17 protein-coding genes and 1 pseudogene are annotated in these 17666 nt (G+C 69.2%); 7 read left to right on the plus strand and 11 right to left on the minus strand.

Annotated elements, in window-relative coordinates:
• The first annotated feature begins 159 nt into the window (after window positions 1–159).
• On the plus strand, window positions 160–1146 hold the full coding sequence (locus ABEA26_RS17770; protein WP_345593432.1) for a TerD family protein: 987 nt from the start codon (window positions 160–162) through the stop codon (window positions 1144–1146).
• Between the two features lie 74 nt (window positions 1147–1220).
• Here the strand turns inward: ABEA26_RS17770 and ABEA26_RS17775 are convergent, their stop codons facing one another.
• From ABEA26_RS17775 to ABEA26_RS17800, 6 genes are all read right to left on the minus strand, one after another.
• On the minus strand, window positions 1221–1958 hold the full coding sequence (locus ABEA26_RS17775; RefSeq protein WP_345593434.1) for a TerD family protein: 738 nt from the start codon (window positions 1956–1958) through the stop codon (window positions 1221–1223).
• Window positions 1959–2119: 161 nt separating this feature from the next.
• Window positions 2120–3262, minus strand: coding sequence for a DUF475 domain-containing protein (locus tag ABEA26_RS17780; protein ID WP_345593436.1), 1143 nt, complete (start codon window positions 3260–3262; stop codon window positions 2120–2122).
• Window positions 3263–3337: 75 nt separating this feature from the next.
• On the minus strand, window positions 3338–3913 hold the full coding sequence (locus ABEA26_RS17785) for a TerD family protein (RefSeq protein ID WP_345593438.1): 576 nt from the start codon (window positions 3911–3913) through the stop codon (window positions 3338–3340).
• A 109-nt stretch (window positions 3914–4022) separates the two neighbouring features.
• A complete protein-coding gene (locus ABEA26_RS17790; protein ID WP_279563573.1) occupies window positions 4023–4598 on the minus strand; it encodes a calcium homeostasis/redox stress adaptation protein in 576 nt (191 codons plus the stop codon).
• A gap of 238 nt (window positions 4599–4836) precedes the next feature.
• Window positions 4837–5295 (minus strand): peroxiredoxin, encoded by a 459-nt coding sequence (locus ABEA26_RS17795; RefSeq protein WP_345593442.1) that lies wholly within the window; start codon window positions 5293–5295, stop codon window positions 4837–4839.
• Between the two features lie 125 nt (window positions 5296–5420).
• Window positions 5421–5858, minus strand: a complete 438-nt coding sequence (locus tag ABEA26_RS17800) for a DUF3052 domain-containing protein (protein WP_055416717.1) — start codon at window positions 5856–5858, stop codon at window positions 5421–5423.
• 384 nt (window positions 5859–6242) lie between these two features.
• Between ABEA26_RS17800 and aceE the strand changes: the two genes are divergently transcribed.
• Both aceE and ABEA26_RS17810 read left to right on the plus strand, forming a co-directional pair.
• A complete protein-coding gene (gene aceE, locus ABEA26_RS17805) occupies window positions 6243–8999 on the plus strand; it encodes a pyruvate dehydrogenase (acetyl-transferring), homodimeric type (RefSeq protein ID WP_345593445.1) in 2757 nt (918 codons plus the stop codon).
• Between the two features lie 318 nt (window positions 9000–9317).
• Window positions 9318–9785 (plus strand): MarR family transcriptional regulator, encoded by a 468-nt coding sequence (locus ABEA26_RS17810; protein ID WP_345593447.1) that lies wholly within the window; start codon window positions 9318–9320, stop codon window positions 9783–9785.
• A gap of 26 nt (window positions 9786–9811) precedes the next feature.
• Here the strand turns inward: ABEA26_RS17810 and ABEA26_RS17815 are convergent, their stop codons facing one another.
• A complete protein-coding gene (locus tag ABEA26_RS17815; RefSeq protein WP_345593449.1) occupies window positions 9812–10120 on the minus strand; it encodes a small hydrophobic protein in 309 nt (102 codons plus the stop codon).
• Between the two features lie 280 nt (window positions 10121–10400).
• A complete protein-coding gene (locus ABEA26_RS17820; RefSeq protein WP_345593451.1) occupies window positions 10401–12023 on the minus strand; it encodes an MFS transporter in 1623 nt (540 codons plus the stop codon).
• Between the two features lie 156 nt (window positions 12024–12179).
• On the opposite strand from ABEA26_RS17820, the gene ABEA26_RS17825 reads away from it, so the two are divergent.
• From ABEA26_RS17825 to ABEA26_RS17835, 3 genes are all read left to right on the plus strand, one after another.
• Complete coding sequence (locus ABEA26_RS17825; protein WP_345593453.1) at window positions 12180–12893, plus strand: TetR family transcriptional regulator; 714 nt, start codon at window positions 12180–12182, stop codon at window positions 12891–12893.
• A 54-nt stretch (window positions 12894–12947) separates the two neighbouring features.
• Window positions 12948–14165 (plus strand): alpha/beta hydrolase, encoded by a 1218-nt coding sequence (locus ABEA26_RS17830; protein ID WP_345593454.1) that lies wholly within the window; start codon window positions 12948–12950, stop codon window positions 14163–14165.
• A gap of 66 nt (window positions 14166–14231) precedes the next feature.
• Entirely contained in the window at window positions 14232–15080 is an 849-nt protein-coding gene (locus tag ABEA26_RS17835) for a DUF4429 domain-containing protein (RefSeq protein ID WP_345593455.1), read from the plus strand.
• Window positions 15081–15195: 115 nt separating this feature from the next.
• On the opposite strand, the gene ABEA26_RS17840 is transcribed toward ABEA26_RS17835, so the two are convergent.
• On the minus strand, window positions 15196–16212 hold the full coding sequence (locus ABEA26_RS17840; RefSeq protein WP_345593458.1) for an aldo/keto reductase: 1017 nt from the start codon (window positions 16210–16212) through the stop codon (window positions 15196–15198).
• Window positions 16209–16694, minus strand: coding sequence for a MerR family transcriptional regulator (locus ABEA26_RS17845; RefSeq protein WP_345593460.1), 486 nt, complete (start codon window positions 16692–16694; stop codon window positions 16209–16211). Before ABEA26_RS17845 ends, ABEA26_RS17840 begins: the two co-directional genes overlap by 4 nt.
• Before the next feature lie 95 nt (window positions 16695–16789).
• Between ABEA26_RS17845 and ABEA26_RS17850 the strand changes: the two are divergent.
• Window positions 16790–16885: pseudogene (locus ABEA26_RS17850) on the plus strand (GNAT family N-acetyltransferase); the annotation flags it as partial.
• Here the strand turns inward: ABEA26_RS17850 and ABEA26_RS17855 are convergent.
• A partial coding sequence (locus ABEA26_RS17855) for an IS200/IS605 family accessory protein TnpB-related protein (RefSeq protein ID WP_345593462.1) occupies window positions 16885–17666 on the minus strand: 782 nt, incomplete at its 5' end. The pseudogene ABEA26_RS17850 and the gene ABEA26_RS17855 sit on opposite strands and share 1 nt — an antisense overlap.

A 17666-nucleotide genomic window follows, 5' to 3' on the forward strand; every position in this document is an offset into this window, starting at 1 on the left:
CCGGTAATAGTACGTACGTATCCATGTCGGAGGTTCCCACCGGGCATGAATTCCAGGTAACCCGGGCATGACGGCGGCGGCGGCCCGGGCCGAGCGGAGCCGACTCGTGTACCCGCCCCCGCATTGTCGTGACCAGGACCGAGAGGGCAGGATGACGGCATGACGCACGCGATGCTGAAGGGGTCGAACGTCCCGCTGCAAGCCACCACGGTACGCGCCGTGCTGCGCTGGACACCCGGGCAGGGGGTCCCCGACATCGACGCCTCCGCCTTGCTGCTGGGGTCGGACGGCCGTGTGCGTTCCGACGAGGACTTCGTCTTCTACAACCAGCCCCGGCATCCGTCGGGCCAGGTCTGGCGGCTCGGCAAGAAGCGGGTCGCGGAGAGCCTGACCGACACGATCCAGACAGACCTCTCCGGGGTCGAGCCCTCGGTGGGCCGGATCCTGCTGGTCGCTTCGGCGGACGGCACCGCCTTCGACCGGGTCCGGTCGCTGCGCATCCTGCTGCACGACGCCACGGCCGCCGACGCGGAACCTCTGGCGTACTTCGACGTCAAGCCGGAGACGGGCGAGGAGACCGCGCTGATCTGCGGCGAGCTCTACCGGCGCGGGGACGGCTGGAAGTTCCGGGCGCTGGGTGAGGGTTATTCGAACGGGCTTCAGGGCCTGGCGACGGACTTCGGTATCTCGGTGGACGAGTCGGAGGGGGCGGACGGTCCCATGTCGCCCCCCAGGCCCGAATCGTCCCCGTCCGCTCCCGCCCCGCCCACTCCGGCCCCGCCCACTCCGGCCCCGCCCGCTCCGGCCCAGTCCACGCCCGTCCCGCCGACGGTCGGTCCCGACGAGCCGACGGCCGTCCAGCCCCTCCGGCCCGTCCCGGAGATCTCACGGCCGCTGCCCCCGGAGCAGCCCGTGGGAGTGCCCGCACAGCCGGCGTACGGCTATCCGCAGCAGCCTCCGGCGGCACAGCCGGCCTACGGCTATCCGCAGCCGGCCGGACGCCCCGGGTACGGGTATCCACAGGCGCCCGCCGCGGCGGGGGTCACCGGTGCGCAGTCGGGCTACGGTTACCCGCCGCCGGTCACCGGGGCACCCGATCCGGACTTCCGGCTGCCCCCGCAGGGGCCGCAGTTCCTCGGAAGGTAGGCGCCCGAGCGGTACGGGCGGGGTCTCGGCGGACGCATACGGGGACGTGGGCGGGGCCGGGCGGAGGGGGATCCTCAGCGCTCCACCTTGCTCTTGTGCCCCCGGCCCCACTGCAGGCCCCACCCGTACAGACGGTCCAGCTCTCCCTGGAAGCCGTACACGAACTTCACCTCACGGCGGACGAAGATCTCGCCCTTGACGTTCTCGATCATCACCACGGCGCAGGAGCGGGCCTGCGGATGGCGCTCGTCGAGGCCTATCTCGATGCGGGGACCGTTGCTCGGGTAGAGCGTGACGATGGCGTGCGTCCGGTCGAAGGCCGGGGTCTGGTCGTAGATGTAGGCGAAGAGCAGGAGGCGTTTGATGGCGTCCTTGTGGTCGAGGTTGACGTAGATCGTCTCGCCGGAGGCCGAGCCGAAGCGGTCGTCGCCGCTGAGTTTGACGTACGGCGCGGCGTTGGCGTCCCCCAGGAAACCGCCGAGCGGCTGGACGACCCCGCGGGTGCCGTCCTGGAGCTCGTAGAGGCAGCCGAGGTCGAGGTCGACGTTGACCATGCTCTGGCTGTGGCCGACGACCTCGGGGGGTTTGAGCGCCTTGAAGGGGTGCCGTAGCAGGCTCTCGCGCTGCACGCCCCTGATGTCCGAGGTCCGCATCCGCCAGCTGAGGTTGATGCGCAGGTGACCGGTGGCCGCGCCCTGTTTGGACAGGGAGACCTGGCTGTGCCGTTTGGTCAGCTGGATGGAGTTGGTCGCCGCGCTGCCGGAGTCGAACTCGGCCTCGCGGCCTCGCCGCAGACCGTCCAAGAAGCCCATTCCCGCCCCCACTTTCACTCGACCACCGCGACCGCCGACGGGGCGGCCCCGAGGAGTCGTCCTCGTTGGCCGCCCCGCACAGAGCGTTCCTCACCCGGGCCGTGTTCACACCGAAAGAACAGGCGCACCGGGGTCGAACCCGGTCCGGGAACAGCAGGGTTTCACACCCCGGAGGAGACCTCCGCCTTCTGCTTGCCGCCGTCTCCCCCGGCCTCGGCGAGCCGCTTGTTACGGCGTACGGAGGACAGGAAGGAGGCACCGATCAGGATCACGCCGATGGAGCCGGTGATGAGCTCGTGGATCTCGTACTGGATGGTGACCAGGAGGATGACTGCGAGGGCGCCGATGGCGTAGTGCGCGCCGTGCTCCAGGTAGACGTAGTCGTCCAGGGTGCCCTGACGGACCAGGTAGATGGTCAGGGACCGGACGTACATGGCGCCGATGCCGAGGCCCAGGGCCATCAGGACGATGTCGTTGGTGACGGCGAAGGCACCGATGACGCCGTCGAAGGAGAACGACGCGTCCAGGACCTCGAGGTAGAGGAACATGAAGAACGCCGCCTTGCCGGCCAGCTTGACCGCCGACTTGGGCTTGCCGGCCCGCTCGGCCTTCTCCTCGGCCTCGTGCTCGCGCTCCTCCTCCTCTTCGAGCTTCTCCTCGAAGAAGCCGGAGAGACCGCCGACGACCAGGTAGGTGATCAGGCCGGCGATACCGGCGAGCAGGACCGTCTCCGCCTTGTCGGCGTGGGTACCGCCGTGCTGGTGGGCGTGAGCGCCGAAGGTGATCGCGGAGACCAGCAGCACGACCAGGGCGATGCAGACCGACAGCATGTCGACCTTGCCGAGCTTGGCCAGCGGGCGCTCCAGCCAGCCGAGCCACTTGATGTCGCGGTCCTCGAAGATGAAGTCGAGGAAGATCATAAGGAGGAACATGCCACCGAAGGCGGCGATCGACGGATGGGCGTCCGTCACCAGCTCCTGATAGCGGTCCTTGTCGGTGAGCGCGAGGTCGACGGCCTCGATCGGCCCGAGCGACGCGCTGACCGCCACGATCACGACCGGGAAGACCAGGCGCATGCCGAAGACGGCGATCAGGATGCCGATCGTGAGGAAGATCTTCTGCCAGAAGGCATTCATCTTCTTCAGGATCCCGGCGTTGACCACCGCGTTGTCGAAGGACAGCGAGATCTCCAGTACGGACAGGATCGCCACGATGCCAAAAGCGGTCCACCCCCCGTAGAAGATCGCGGCCACTAGGCCGAGCGCGGTGACCGCGAACGACCACCCGAAGGTTTTCAGAACCACTGGCTACCCAATCGTGTGTTGGAGGCACCCCCCGGACGGAGTCTGGAAAGGGGCTCCCTGCTGCCGTACGCGGCTTTACGAAACGTTGACTCCGAAGTCTAGAGCGATGCCCCGGAGCCCCGACGCGTACCCCTGCCCCACGGCACGGAACTTCCACTCACCCTGGTAGCGGTAGAGCTCGCCGAAGATCATCGCGGTCTCTGTGGAGGCGTCCTCGCTGAGGTCGTAGCGAGCGAGTTCCTGGCCGTCGGCCTGGTTGACGACGCGGATGAAGGCGTTGCTGACCTGACCGAAGGTCTGGCCGCGCTCGTCGGCCAGGTGGATCGAGACCGGGAAGACGATCTTGTCGCACCGGGTGGGCACCACGGAGAGGTCGATCAGCACCGACTCGTCGTCACCGTCGCCCTCGCCGGTGAGATTGTCGCCGGTGTGCTCGATGGAGCCGTCCGGGCTCTTGAGCTGGTTGTAGAAGATGAACCACTCGTCGCCGAGCACCCGGCCACTGCCGCACGCCAGTGCGCTGGCGTCGAGGTCGAAGGGTGCTCCGGTGGTGGAACGCGCGTCCCAGCCGAGCCCGACCAGTACCTGTGTGAGGTCCGGTGCGGCCTTGGACAGGGAGACGTTGCCTCCCTTGGCAAGTGTGACGCCCATGGTGATCCCTCCCCGGGTGATGGTTCTCGGGTTTCCTGCGCGTCCGGCGCCGCACGTAAACCGTGCGGCGCCGGACGGTCGAGGCCGCCGCCTCGGACGTAGGGGTGACTCAGACGTTCACGCCGAAGTCCTGCGCGATGCCGCGCAGGCCCGAGGCATAGCCCTGGCCGATGGCGCGGAACTTCCACTCCGCACCGTGCCGGTACAGCTCGCCGAAGACCATGGCGGTCTCCGTGGAGGCGTCCTCGCTCAGGTCGTAACGAGCGATCTCGGCGCCGCCGGCCTGGTTGACGACGCGGATGAACGCGTTGCGCACCTGGCCGAAGGACTGCTGGCGGTTCTCGGCGTCGTAGATCGAGACCGGGAAGACGACCTTCTCGACGTCGGCGGGGACTCCGGCGAGGTCGATCTTGATCTGCTCGTCGTCGCCCTCGCCCTCGCCGGTGAGGTTGTCACCGGTGTGCTCGACCGAGCCGTCCGGGCTCTTCAGGTTGTTGAAGAAGATGAAGTGCGCGTCGCTGGCGACCTTGCCGCCGCTGTTCAGCAGCATCGCGCTGGCGTCGAGGTCGAAGTCGGTACCGGTCGTGGTGCGGATGTCCCACCCCAGACCCACGATGACCGCGGTCAGGCCCGGGGCCTCCTTGGTCAGCGAAACGTTGCCGCCCTTGCTGAGGCTGACTCCCACGAGTCCTCCATTGGTGTCCTGGGGCGGGGAGCCCCGAAGTGCGTCGGATGTCGAGCGCCGGTGTCGAGCGCCGGATGTCTTGCCTGGCTACCGGATCAACGAGTCGATCCTAGTGACGGGTTCCCGTTCACCGCAGTCCCTGGAAGCGACAAATCACACGGTGTCGATCACTTGCCGATCATGCGGCGATCACCGTGCCGGCCGCAGGGGCCTGCCACAGGGCTTGCCGCAAGGCCTGTCACAGGGCGTCGAGCGCCTTCACGTACTCGGTCAGGTCACGGGCGTCCGGCAGGCCGTTGACGACGGTCCAGCGCACGACGCCCTCCCGGTCGATGACGAAGGTCCCGCGGACGGCGCAGCCCTTGCCCTCGTCGAAGACGCCGTACGCGCTCGAGACGTTGCCGTGCGGCCAGAAGTCGGACAGCAGCGGGTACTCCAGGCCCTCCTGCTCGGCGAAGACGCGCAGGGTGTGGATGGAGTCGTTGGAGACGGCGAGCACCTGGGTGTCACGGTCGGAGAACTGCGGCAGGTTGTCGCGCACCTCGCACAGCTCGCCCGTGCACACGCCGGTGAAGGCGAACGGGTAGAAGAGCAGCACGACGTTCTTCCGGCCATGGAAGTCGGACAGCCTGACGGTCGCGCCGTGGTTGTCCTTGAGTTCGAAGTCGGGGGCCTTGTCGCCGACCTGGATCGCCATGTCCTGTTCGTCCCTTCGTAGGGTGGTTCCTGGAACCACCCTACGCAGGGATCATCGCGGACCCGCGTACGGGCCGACGGCGGTCGGCCCGTACGGGGGTCCGGTGTGGTGCGGAGCCTGGCCGGCTACCGCTTGGACTTGGCGGCCTTGGGCGTCGCCAGTCGGCTGCCGCTCCAGTCCTTTCCGACGCTGACGCTCTTGGACGCCGTCAGTCCGGCGGTCGTCGCGGCTTCCGAAATGTCGCTGGCCTCGACGTACCCCGAACGGCCGGTCTTCGGCGTGAGGAGCAGGATCGCCCCGCCCTCTTCGATGTACGTGGTGGCATCCACCAGCGCATCCGTCAGGTCGCCGTCGTCGTCACGGAACCACAGCACGACGGCGTCGGCCACGTCCTCGTAGTCCTCGTCCACCAGCTCGCCCTCGACGGCGCCCTCAATGGCCTCGCGGAGCTCCTGGTCGACGTCGTCGTCGTAGCCGATCTCCTGGACCACCTGCCCGGGCTGGAACCCCAGCCTGACGGCAGGGTTCGTCCGCTCCTCCGCGTGGTCCGCGGTCGCGCTCACGGGTTGCCTCCTGATCATGTCTTGGTGAATATCTCAGCCACGCGCGTGCGCGAAGCATTGACCGTAGTCCACACGGGCGGGACGGATCGCGCAAGTACCCGGCGACTGGGACCGTCGAAACGGTGACGATCCCGGCGGTGTCGCCGCAACTCCCGCCATGCCGTCCAGACCGAAGGTGACGTACACCACACCTATCTGCCCCGTTTGCGTATTTGGGAACCATGTGTGGGTACGAGACTCGAATGAACGTGCCCCCGATCCCATGGGGAGATCGGTTACCCCACGGTACAGATGACGTTTGCCCGCGCGAGGTCCACGATGGTGAATCGGCGGGGAAACGGCGCGACACCCGGCAAAGTTGCCCTCTGACAGCGAAGGAACAGCGTGGCTTCCGCATCCGATCGCAGTGATCGCAATCCGATCATCATTGGCGGCCTTCCGAGTCAGGTTCCTGACTTCGATCCGGAGGAGACCCAGGAGTGGCTCGACTCCCTCGACGCCGCCGTCGACGCGCGCGGCCGGGAGCGGGCCCGCTATCTGATGCTGCGGCTGATCGAGCGGGCCCGCGAGATGCGCGTGGCCGTGCCCGAGATGCGCAGCACGGACTACGTCAACACCATCCCGACCAAGAGCGAGCCGTTCTTCCCCGGCAACGAGGAGATCGAGCGCAAGATCCTCAACGCCACCCGCTGGAACGCCGCCGTGATGGTCTCCCGCGCGCAGCGGCCCGGCATCGGCGTCGGCGGCCACATCGCGACCTTCGCCTCCTCCGCCTCCCTGTACGACGTGGGCTTCAACCACTTCTTCCGCGGCAAGGACGAGGGCGACGGCGGCGACCAGGTCTTCTTCCAGGGGCATGCCTCGCCGGGCATCTACGCGCGCGCGTACCTGCTGGACCGGCTGACCGAGCAGCACCTGGACGGCTTCCGGCAGGAGAAGTCCGCGGCGCCGCACGCCCTGTCGTCGTACCCGCACCCACGCTCGATGCCGGACTTCTGGGAGTTCCCGACCGTCTCGATGGGCCTCGGGCCGATCGGCGCGATCTACCAGGCACGGATGAACCGCTACATGCACGCGCGCGGAATCGCGGACACGTCGAAGTCGCACGTGTGGGCCTATCTCGGCGACGGCGAGATGGACGAACCGGAGTCGCTGGGCCAGCTGTCCATCGCCGCCCGCGAGGGCCTGGACAACCTGACCTTCGTCGTCAACTGCAACCTCCAGCGCCTCGACGGCCCCGTGCGCGGCAACGGGAAGATCATCCAGGAGCTGGAGTCGGTCTTCCGAGGCGCCGGCTGGAACGTGATCAAACTGGTGTGGGACCGCACCTGGGACCCGCTGCTCGCACAGGACCGCGACGGTGTCCTGGTCAACCGGATGAACACGACGCCGGACGGCCAGTTCCAGACGTACGCCACCGAGTCCGGGGCCTACATCCGCGACCACTTCTTCGGCGACGACCACCGGCTGCGCGCGATGGTCGAGAGCATGACCGACGACCAGATCCTGCACCTGGGCCGCGGCGGGCACGACCACCGGAAGATCTACGCCGCGTACAAGGCGGCCCAGGAGCACAAGGGCCAGCCGACGGTCATCCTCGCCAAGACGATCAAGGGCTGGACGCTGGGCCCGAACTTCGAGGGCCGCAACGCCACGCACCAGATGAAGAAGCTGACGGTCGACGACCTCAAGCGCTTCCGTGACCGGCTGCACCTGCCGATCTCCGACCGGGAGCTGGAGTCCGGCCCGCCGCCGTACTACCACCCCGGCCGGGACACCGAGGAGATGCAGTACATGCACGACCGGCGCCTGGGCTGCGGCGGGTACGTCCCGACCCGGGTCGTACGGTCGAAGCCGCTCGCCCTGCCGGACGACAAGACGTACGCGACCGTGAAGAAGGGGTCGGGCCAGCAGTCCATCGCGACGACGATGGCCTTCGTGCGGCTACTGAAGGACCTCATGCGGGACAAGGAGATCGGCAAGCGGTTCGTGCTGATCGCGCCGGACGAGTACCGTACGTTCGGAATGGACTCGTTCTTCCCGAGTGCGAAGATCTACAACCCGCTCGGGCAGCAGTACGAGTCCGTGGACCGCGACCTGCTGCTCGCCTACAAGGAGGCGCCGAACGGGCAGATGCTGCACGACGGCATCTCGGAGGCCGGCTGCACGGCCTCGCTGATCGCGGCCGGATCGGCGTACGCCACGCACGGCGAGCCACTCATTCCGGTCTACGTCTTCTACTCGATGTTCGGATTCCAGCGCACCGGTGACCAGTTCTGGCAGATGGGTGACCAGTTGTCGCGCGGTTTCGTGCTGGGCGCGACCGCGGGCCGTACGACACTGACGGGTGAGGGCCTCCAGCACGCGGACGGCCACTCCCAGCTGCTGGCGTCCACCAACCCGGCGTGCGTCGCGTACGACCCCGCCTTCGGCTTCGAGATCGCGCACATCGTCCAGGACGGCCTGCGCCGGATGTACGGCGGGGACGAGCGGCACCCCCACGGCGAGGACGTCTTCTACTACCTCACCGTCTACAACGAGCCGATCCAGCACCCGGCCGAGCCCGAGGACGTGGACGTCGAAGGCATCCTCAAGGGCGTGTACCGCTTCAGCGAGGGGACCTCCGGATCCCTCCCGGCACAGATCATGGCGTCCGGGGTCGCGGTGCCGTGGGCGGTCGAGGCCCAGCGGATCCTCGCGGAGGAGTGGGACGTGCGCGCCGACGTCTGGTCGGCGACCTCCTGGAACGAGCTGCGGCGCGAGGCGGTGGCGTGCGAGGAGCACAACCTGCTGCACCCCGAGGAGGAGCAGCAGGTGCCGTACGTGACGCGGAAGCTGGCCCGGGCGCAGGGGCCGTTCGTGGCCGTGTCCGACTGGATGAGGTCGGTCCCGGACCAGATCGCACGCTGGGTGCCGGGGACGTACCAGTCGCTGGGCGCGGACGGGTTCGGCTTCGCGGACACGCGCGGTGCGGCGCGGCGCTTCTTCCACATCGACGCGCAGTCGATCGTGGTGGGGGTGCTGACGGAGCTGGCGCGGGAGGGGAAGGTCGACCGGTCGGTGCTGAAGCAGGCGATCGACCGGTATCAGCTGCTCGAGGTCGCGGCGGCGGATCCGGGGGTCGCGGGTGGTGACGCGTAACGCGTAACGCGTAACGCGTAGACGGATTGTGTGAGGGGCGGTGGGGCTGCGGCTCCTCCGCCCCTCACTGCCTGTTCCGCGGGGTCCTTTTGGGGCGGGCCCGGGTCCTTGCGGGACAGGGCGGTGCGAGCCGCGAGGTCCCGTGTGGTGCGTGCCGCGGGTGTGGCACGGTCGCGGCGAGGAACATCCGGTCGCCGGGTGACGGAGCGGGGTGGTCGTTCACGGCACCGCGGTCGGACCCGAGTCCGACCTTGACCTCGACTTAGCTTGAGGTCCTAGCGTGCTCGCATCATCAGCCATTCCTGAGGGAGCACACGCATGACGACCCGACCCATGTCCGACGCCGGCCTTGCCGCGCAGCCCGCCGGGTACTGGACCGGAGTGGCCTATGAGGCCGTCATCTCGTTCGTCCGGGCCCGGCAGGCGGAACTGGGCTTCACCCAGCCCCAGTTCTGGCTGCTGCGCAACCTGTCGGAGAACGACATCTCACCCGACGGCCACGGTATGACCGTCCCCGAACTCCAGCAGGCCATGAACTCGTACCTCAGGCCCGAAGACGACCTGAGGGCGGAGGCGGAAGTCCTGCTGGTGCGCGGTTGGCTGACCCGCGACGCCGAAGGGCGCCTATGGATCACCGCGTCGGGCGAGGAGGCTCGCATCGGCCTCCAGCAGCACGCCCCGGCCATCCGGGACCACATCCACCGGGGCATCGACGACGCCGACTACGTCACGACGCTGAAAGTGCTCCAGCAGATGATCCGGAACACCGGCGGTCCCTCGGTCTAGGCGGGTGCGGCGGGTCAAGGCGGGTGTCAGAGCATGCCGTGGCCCGGCGCCGTCGCTCCGAGGAGCCCGATGACCGCCAGGACCGTGTCGATGATGCCCAGGACCAGGGCGACCACGGCCGGTACCGGGCGGGATCCCGCCCAGCTTCGGCCCATGGCGAGCCAGCCGCAGATGACCGCGACGGGGCCGAGGACGATCCCCAGCACGAAGAACCCGGCGACCGCGCAGATGACTCCGACGATTGCGAGCGTCACGCGATCCGGCCCGGTCCGTGACCACGTCCGGCCACGTGAGCGGGGGTGCCTGCGCGATTTCTGTCCAAAGCTCGCCATCATCAACTCCCTGAACTCTCCGTGGAGTTCGGGTACCCCTGTGCGGCGCCTCATGCATGCCGGGAACGGCTGCCTGCGCGCTGCCCCCCTCCAGCAGCGCGCCGCAGCCTCTCGCCCTCCGTGCCCTGCGGAGGACTTGACCCACTGTGACCTGCGAGGTCCGTCGGAGGGGAGCGTTCACCGACCCTGTCACCCGGATAGGCGAACAGAGCCGGAAAAAGGACGGAGTGCCGGGCCTGGCGGGCCGGCACTCCGTCACGCGCTCTCCGTCACGCGCTCTCCGTCAGATGTGGCCCACTCCGGCGCCCGCCTCCGCGTTCTCACCGCGCTTGGTGAGCAACGCGACCAGCACGGCCACGGCCGCGACGCCGGCGGCGACGAGCGACGCCAGGCTCATGCCGGAGAGGAAGGTGTCGTGCGCGACCTCCGTGATCTTCGCGGCCAGCGGCTCCGGCATGCCCTCGGACACCGGCGGCACGCCGACCTGGACCGCCTCGGAGGCCTGGCCCAGTTGTTCCGGCTTCAGCTCCGGAAGGCCCGCGTCCGCCCAGTTGCCCGCCAGGTCGCTGTCGACCTTGGAGGCCATCACGGCGCCCAGCACGGCCGTACCGAGGCTGCCGCCGATCTGCATCGCCGCCTGCTGGAGACCGCCGGCGACGCCGGACAGCTCCATCGGGGCGTTGCCGACGATGACCTCCGTGGCACCGACCATCACGGGCGCGAGGCCCAGGCCCAGCAGGGCGAACCAGAGCGACATGAGGCCGCTGCCGGTGTCCGTCTCCAGGGTGGACATGCCGTACATGGCCAGCGCGGTGAACGCCATGCCTCCCGCGAGCGGGATACGCGGGCCGACCTTGGTGATCATCGCGCCTGCCAGCGGCGAGCCGACGATCATCATGCCGGTGAGCGGCAGCAGGTGCAGACCGGCGTCGATCGGGCTCATGCCGTGCACGTTCTGGAGGTAGAAGGTCACGAAGAACAGGCCGCCCATGAAGGCGATGGCCATCATGACCATCAGCACCACGCCCGCCGACAGCGGCACCGAACGGAACAGCGCCATCGGGATCAGCGGCTCCTTGATCCTCGTCTCCCAGAAGGCGAAGAGCCCGAAGCCCACGACGGCGACGGCGAGGAACAGCCACGTCAGGCCGGCGCCCCAGCCCCACTCGGGAGCCTTGATGAGCGCCCAGACCAGGCAGAACATCGCGGTGGAGAGCAGCGCGATGCCCAGGACGTCGAAGGAGCGCGGGGCGTTCTCCGCGCGGTGGTCCAGCAGGATCATGACGCCGAGGACGACGGCGAGGATGCCCACCGGCACGTTGATGAAGAACACGGACTGCCAGTTGACGTGCTCGACCAGCACGCCGCCGAGGATCGGGCCGCCCGCGGTGGAGGCGCCGATGACCATGCCCCAGATGCCGATGGCCATGTTGAGTTTCTCGGCCGGGAAGGTGGCCCGCAGCAGACCGAGCGCGGCCGGCATCAGCAGCGCGCCGAACAGGCCCTGGAGTACACGGAAGGCGACGACCAGCGGGATGCTGTCGGACAGACCGATGGCACCGGAGGCCGCGGCGAAGCCGACCACGCCGATGAGGAAGGTCTGCCGGTGTCCGAAGCGGTCACCGAGCTTGCCCGCGGTGATCAGCGAGACCGCGAGGGCGAGGAAGTAGGCGTTGGTGATCCACTGGACGTCGGCGAAACTGGCGTTCAGGTCGCTCTGGATGGCCGGGTTGGCGATGGCGACGATGGTGCCGTCGAGGGCCACCATCATGACCCCTACAGCGACGGTGAAGAGCGTGAGCCACGGATGACCGCGCAGTCCGCTGGCAGGCGCCGGGGCCGACGGGCCGGACGACGCTCCCTCGCCTCCCGATCCCGTCTTGTCGATGGTGGTCTGACTAGTCATACATTCGAGGTTAATGACAGCCACTGACAGTTGACAAACCATTTCACCGGTCGGTAACTGACTGGACATCTACCTTTAGCCTGAACTGCGGAAACACAGCGAAATCGACAGCGCGGCGACACACCGTGGCCGACCCGAGGAGCGAACCTCTTGAACATGGCGGACACGGCCGGCCCACCGGGACTGCGCGAACGCAAGAAGCAGCGCACCCGGGACACGCTGCTGCGGTCCGCCCTCGAGCTGTTCACCGAGCGGGGCTACGAGGAGACGACCGTCGACGACATCGCCGAGACGGCCGATGTGTCCCAGCGCACCTTCTTCCGCTACTTCGCCAGCAAGGAGGAGGTGGCCTTCTTCGTGTCGCGGCTCGCGGAGGCGCACTTCGTCGACGCCGTACGCCGCCGCCCGCCCGGCGAGGCGCCGCTGGACTCGTTGCGCCAGGCCCTCGTGGAGAGCTGGAGCACCATCGGAGAGGCCGTGGAACGGCTGGTCCCGCTCGAACTGCACATGCGCTTCTACCGGGTGATCGAGTCGACGCCCGCGCTCCTCGCCGCGCACCTGCGGCGAGCGACGGAGCTGGAGGAGGAGATCGCCCTCGTCATCGCCGACCGCGAGCACCTCGACGTGGAGGCGGACCCCCGGCCCCGTGTCGTCGTGGCCGTCTTCGGAGCGGTGATGCGGGTGACCGAGCGGATCTGGTCGACGCGGGACGACGCCGGCCTCGCGGCGCTGCGCGATCTGACCGCCTCCTACCTCGACCAGGTGGGACCCGCGCTCACCGGCGACTGGCGGAGCACTCCGGGGGCCGAGCGGATCGGACGGGCGGACCCGGCGAACGGAACCACCCCACAGCCCATGATCGAAACGTGATCCGCGTCACTTGATTCACGGGAGGCCGTCCCGTTCTCCTAGTGTGTCCTCCCAGTGACTTCTTTCGACACCTCCCCGCAACTGAACGCCTGGCGCGCACTGCTCGCCCTGGCCGTGGTGTTCGTGATGCTGGCGACCACCGGCTGGACCGCCCTGCGAAACCAGCGGGGACCCACAGCCCTCGAAGCGTCGGTCGCGGCCTGGGAGCACGGCCGGATCGACGGACGCCGACTTCCTGACGCGCAGGCGGCCCCCGGCCGGCTGGCCCGCTTCTTCGCCTCGCTCGCCCAGTGGCAGCGCGACAGCCTGGCCCGCCGCTATCCCCTCGCCGTCGGCAACATGAACGGCGCCCCCGTCGAACTCCGCTACCTCGCCAACCGCGCGGCCCTGCGCAAGGCACGCGCGGTGGAGCGACTACGCATGCACGACAAAAGGCTGTCCCTGTCCGGGCAACGCGAGGCGGGCCGGCGCGCGCACCACTACGAGTCGCTGCTGAACCCCGACCGCCACGTCCTCGCCTTCGATCCGGCGGGCTCGGGCAAGGTCGCCGAGGTGTTCGGGAACCTGAACCGCGCCGACCGCGTGTCCGTCGTGGTGCCCGGCGTGGACACCGAGCTCCTCACCTTCCAGCGCACCGACCGCAAGTACGCGGCGCCCGTCGGCATGGCCGAGTCGTTGCACGCCGCCGAGCGCAGGGTGAGCCCTGACACGCGTACGGCCGTGATCGCCTGGGCCGACTACGTCTCCCCCGACGGCCTCGGCATGGAGGCGGCCACGGCGAACCGCGCCGAACACGGGGCCGTCCGGCTGAACGCACTGCTGCGGGCGCTGCCGGGCCGCGCCCCCGTCTCGCTGTTCTGCCACAGCTACGGCTCCGTGGTGTGCGGCCTCGCCGCCGACACGCTACCCGGCCGGGTGACCGACATAGCGGTGGCCGGCAGCCCCGGCATGCGGGTCGAGAGGGCCACCCAGCTGCGCACCTCCGCCCATGTGTGGGCGATGCGGGACGCCGACGACTGGATCCAGGACGTGCCGTACCTGGAGGTCGGCGGCCTCGGACACGGTGCCGACCCGGTGTCCGCGGCGTTCGGGGCGCGGGTGCTGTCCGCGCGGGGCGCCGAGGGGCACAGCGGCTACTTCGTACCGGGTACGGAGAGCCTGCGGAACTTCGCGGAGATCGGCGTTGGCGCATACCGCACGGTCGCCTGCGCCGCGACAGACGACACATGCCGGGCGGGTTTGTCCGCGGCGACGACGGCCGGACGCGCGTAGAGGCGCAGAAACTCCGGTTTGCACGGGGAGGGGACGGAAGAGCTCGTGCCGCATACGATGAGCCGTATGGGTGACGTACTGGCCGGATTTCATGCCGCCTGGGAGTTCGAGTCCGACTCCGTGCTCATCCGCTACGAACGGGGGATTCGAACACCCAAACTGTTCCAGGCCTTGGGGGAACGCCGTGTCCCCCTGGAGGCGATCGCCGGGGTGACGCTCACGCCCGGCAGGCGGGGCACCGTCGTGCTGCGCGTCGAGCCGCGTCCGGGCGCCGATCCACTGATGGAAGCGGCGTCCGGACAGCTGAAGGAGGGCTGCGACCCGTATCGGCTGGTGCTGCCCGCCGAACGGGAGACGCTCGCGGAGTACTACGCCGACGAGCTGCGGACGCTGCTGACCGAGACCGGCAAGACCGAGCGGTACCTGGTGTCGGCGCCCGAGGCGCCGCTGCACTTCAAGGCGTACGACGGAAAGGCCTCCTTCGACGGCACGTCGGTGGCGTTCCGGTGGTTCTGGACGGGCGCGTCGTCGGCGAAGTGGAAGGCCGGCGACCAGAGCTTCTCGGTCGCCGGCCTGGGTGGCGTGGAGTGGCGTTCCCCCGATGTGTTCGACGGGTATCTGCGGCTGCTGCCACGGGACGGGACGCCGACCGTTCCGCAGGCCGACCAGGATCCGGCGGCGGTCGTGTTCGGGCTCGGGTACGGGCCCGTGCACGAGTCACTGCCGTTCGCCGCGGCGGTGCTGGCGGCGGTGCGGGAACGCGGCTCCGCGGTGCCGGTGCCGGTTCCGGCGCCTCGGCGTGACCCCGCGGACATCGCCGAGCGGATCCGGCACCTCGGGGAGCTGCATCAGGCGGGCCTGGTGACGGACGAGGAGTTCTCCTCGAAGAAGGCGGAGTTGCTGGCGGAACTTTAGGCCTCGCGTCCGCCGAGTTCACTTTCGTCGCCGGGCGCGGGCTGTGGCGGGTCGCCCGCGCCCACGCGGCGGAGCCGCACACCGACACAGCCCCGCACCCCTACGAGGCGCTCCCTCACTCCCGTCCGGCGGAAGTGAACGCCATGTCCGCGTACCGGTTGCCCGCGACCTTCCCCGCGATCGGCTCCAGCAGGGTCAGCTCCTCCTCCGTCAGGACGATCGTCGTCGCCGCCGTGTTCTCCTCCACCCGGCCCGGCTTCCGGGTGCCCGGGATCGGGATCACCGCGAGGTCGTGCACCCGCGCCCGCTGCTGCGCCCAGGCCAGGGCGATCTGGCCGAGGGTGGCGTCGTGGGCGTCGGCGACCGTGCGGACCGGGTCGAGGAGGGCCGCGTTGGCCGCCGCGTTGTCGCCGGTGAAGCGGGGATGCTGGCGGCGGAAGTCGCCGGCTGTGAGGTCCTGGTCGGCGTTGGTGAAGGCGCCAGTGAGAAAGCCCCTGCCGAGTGGGGAGTACGGGACGAGGGCCACGCCCAGTTCGCGGGCGGCCGGCACCACGCCCGCCTCGATGTCCCGGCTGAACAGCGACCACTCCGACTGCACGGCGGCGATCGGATGCACCGCCCGGGCGGCCCGCAGCTCGTCGCCCGTCACCTCGCTCAGCCCGAGGTGCTTGACCTTGCCCTCGCGGACGAGGTCGGCCATGACGGCGACGGTCTCCTCGATCGGCACGTTCACGTCGCGCCGGTGCATGTAGTAGAGGTCGATCACGTCGACGTCCAGGCGGCGCAGGCTCGCCTCGACTGCCTGGCGGATGTAGGGCGGGTCGTTGCGGATGATCCGCTTCGTCGGCTCGTCCGGCGGGATGGCCAGGGCGAACTTGGTCGCGACGACGACCTCGTCGCGGTGGGCCTTGAAGAACGGCGACAGGAACCGCTCGTTCTCGCCGGCGCCGTACGCGTCGGCCGTGTCGTAGAGCGTGACGCCGAGCTCCAGCGCCCGCTCCAGTGTCGCCCGTGACGCGTCGGCGTCCGACGGGCCGTACCCGAAGCTCATGCCCATGCAGCCCAGGCCCTGGACGCCCACCTCCGGGCCGTCGTCGCCGAGCCGTACCGTCGGGATCCTGCTGTCGGTCATCGGGTCCTCTCCCCTTCACGGGCGCGTCCGGCGTCCCCATAGAAGCTGATCTTCCGGTCGAGTACGGCGAGGGTGTCCTGGAGCTCGCCGATCCTCGTCAGCACGTCACGGCGCGTGGACTCCAGCAGTTCCCGCCGGTCGAGGTAGGTGCTCTCGCCCTCGCGCACGAGTTCCGCGTACCGGACCATGTCGGCGACCGGCATGCCGGTCAGGCGGAGCTTGCCGACCAGGTCGAGCCAGTCCAGGTCGCGGTTGCTGTAGCGGCGCTGCCCGGTGTGCGAGCGGTCGATGTGGGACATCAGGCCGATCCGCTCGTACCAGCGCAGCGTGTGGGCCGTCAGTCCGCTGAAGGCGACGACCTCGCTGATGGTGTAGTGGTCCTGTCCTTCGGGGCGCGGGTGGCGCCGGGGCGGGGCGGAGCAGGTGTCTGTTCTGGTGGCGTTCGGCGCGATGGTCTCGGCCGCGGTCTGCATCACCGTCATGTGCTCCACGCTATGGCCTTGGAGTGCGCTCCAGGCAAGCGCGCCCGGCGGGAAGACGACGCGATCGCGGGCGCCCGGTGGTTAGCATGCCCGGCATGACCCTCGTACGCCGTGCGCTGCCCGAGGACGCGGAGGAAGTACTGCGTCTGCGTCAGGTGATGATCGACTCGGTGGCCCGGTCTGACCGTTCCTATTCAGTGTGCAGGAGTGAGTCTTCGACCCGTTCCTGCTTACTGCGGACATCCCGAACGGTGTTGGGTGTCCTGGTCGCCCGCGTTCGCTCCGTGTCCGGTGGCACGGATCGTGTCCGTGGTCCGGGAATACGGGGGCGAGGTCCCTCACGCCCAGGAGCTTCCGGTGGGGCCTGGACGGTCCGGTGCCCGCATCCATCGCTCTGGTGGGTGCGGGGCGGTGCCGTCCGTCGCCGGACCGGATACCCCTGGGCGCGTCGTCCGATCGCGATGCTCGCGGCATCGTGACGGGTCGTCCTACGGGTTTGGCTGGTGAGTGGTTTCTGCCAGTGCTGGGCGCCCCATCGGCTGGTGTAGGCGGGATCGACGGCGATGACCGTGATCCCGGTCTGGTCGGCCATGGAGGTCAGGCGGGCGCGGAGGCGGCCGGTGGGCATGCCGGAGATCAGCTGCCTGAACCGTTTCCTGCCGCCGTGCTTCTCTCGGGTCTTCTCGGCGGTGAAGTCGAGGTCTTCGACGGCGATCGCTGTCACGCCGCAGGCCCGGGCCCAGTGCAGGAGGCGGGCCAGGGCGTGGCGGACCTGCGCGTCGCGGTGTTCGGCTGGTCCGGTGAGGTCGTAGGAGAAGCGTCGGGGGTGTCCGGTGGGGTTGCCGTGGGTGTCCAGGCGCCAGGCGGCGAGGTGGCCGGCGTTCATGTCGACCCCGATCACCCCGCCGGCCAGCGCTGCGGTCAGGGGGAGTGTGCGGGTTACGGGTTTCTGCCAGGACGCCGTCACATACC

Source organism: Streptomyces marokkonensis, from assembly GCF_039539045.1.
GTDB classification, from domain to species: Bacteria; Actinomycetota; Actinomycetes; order Streptomycetales; family Streptomycetaceae; genus Streptomyces; species Streptomyces marokkonensis.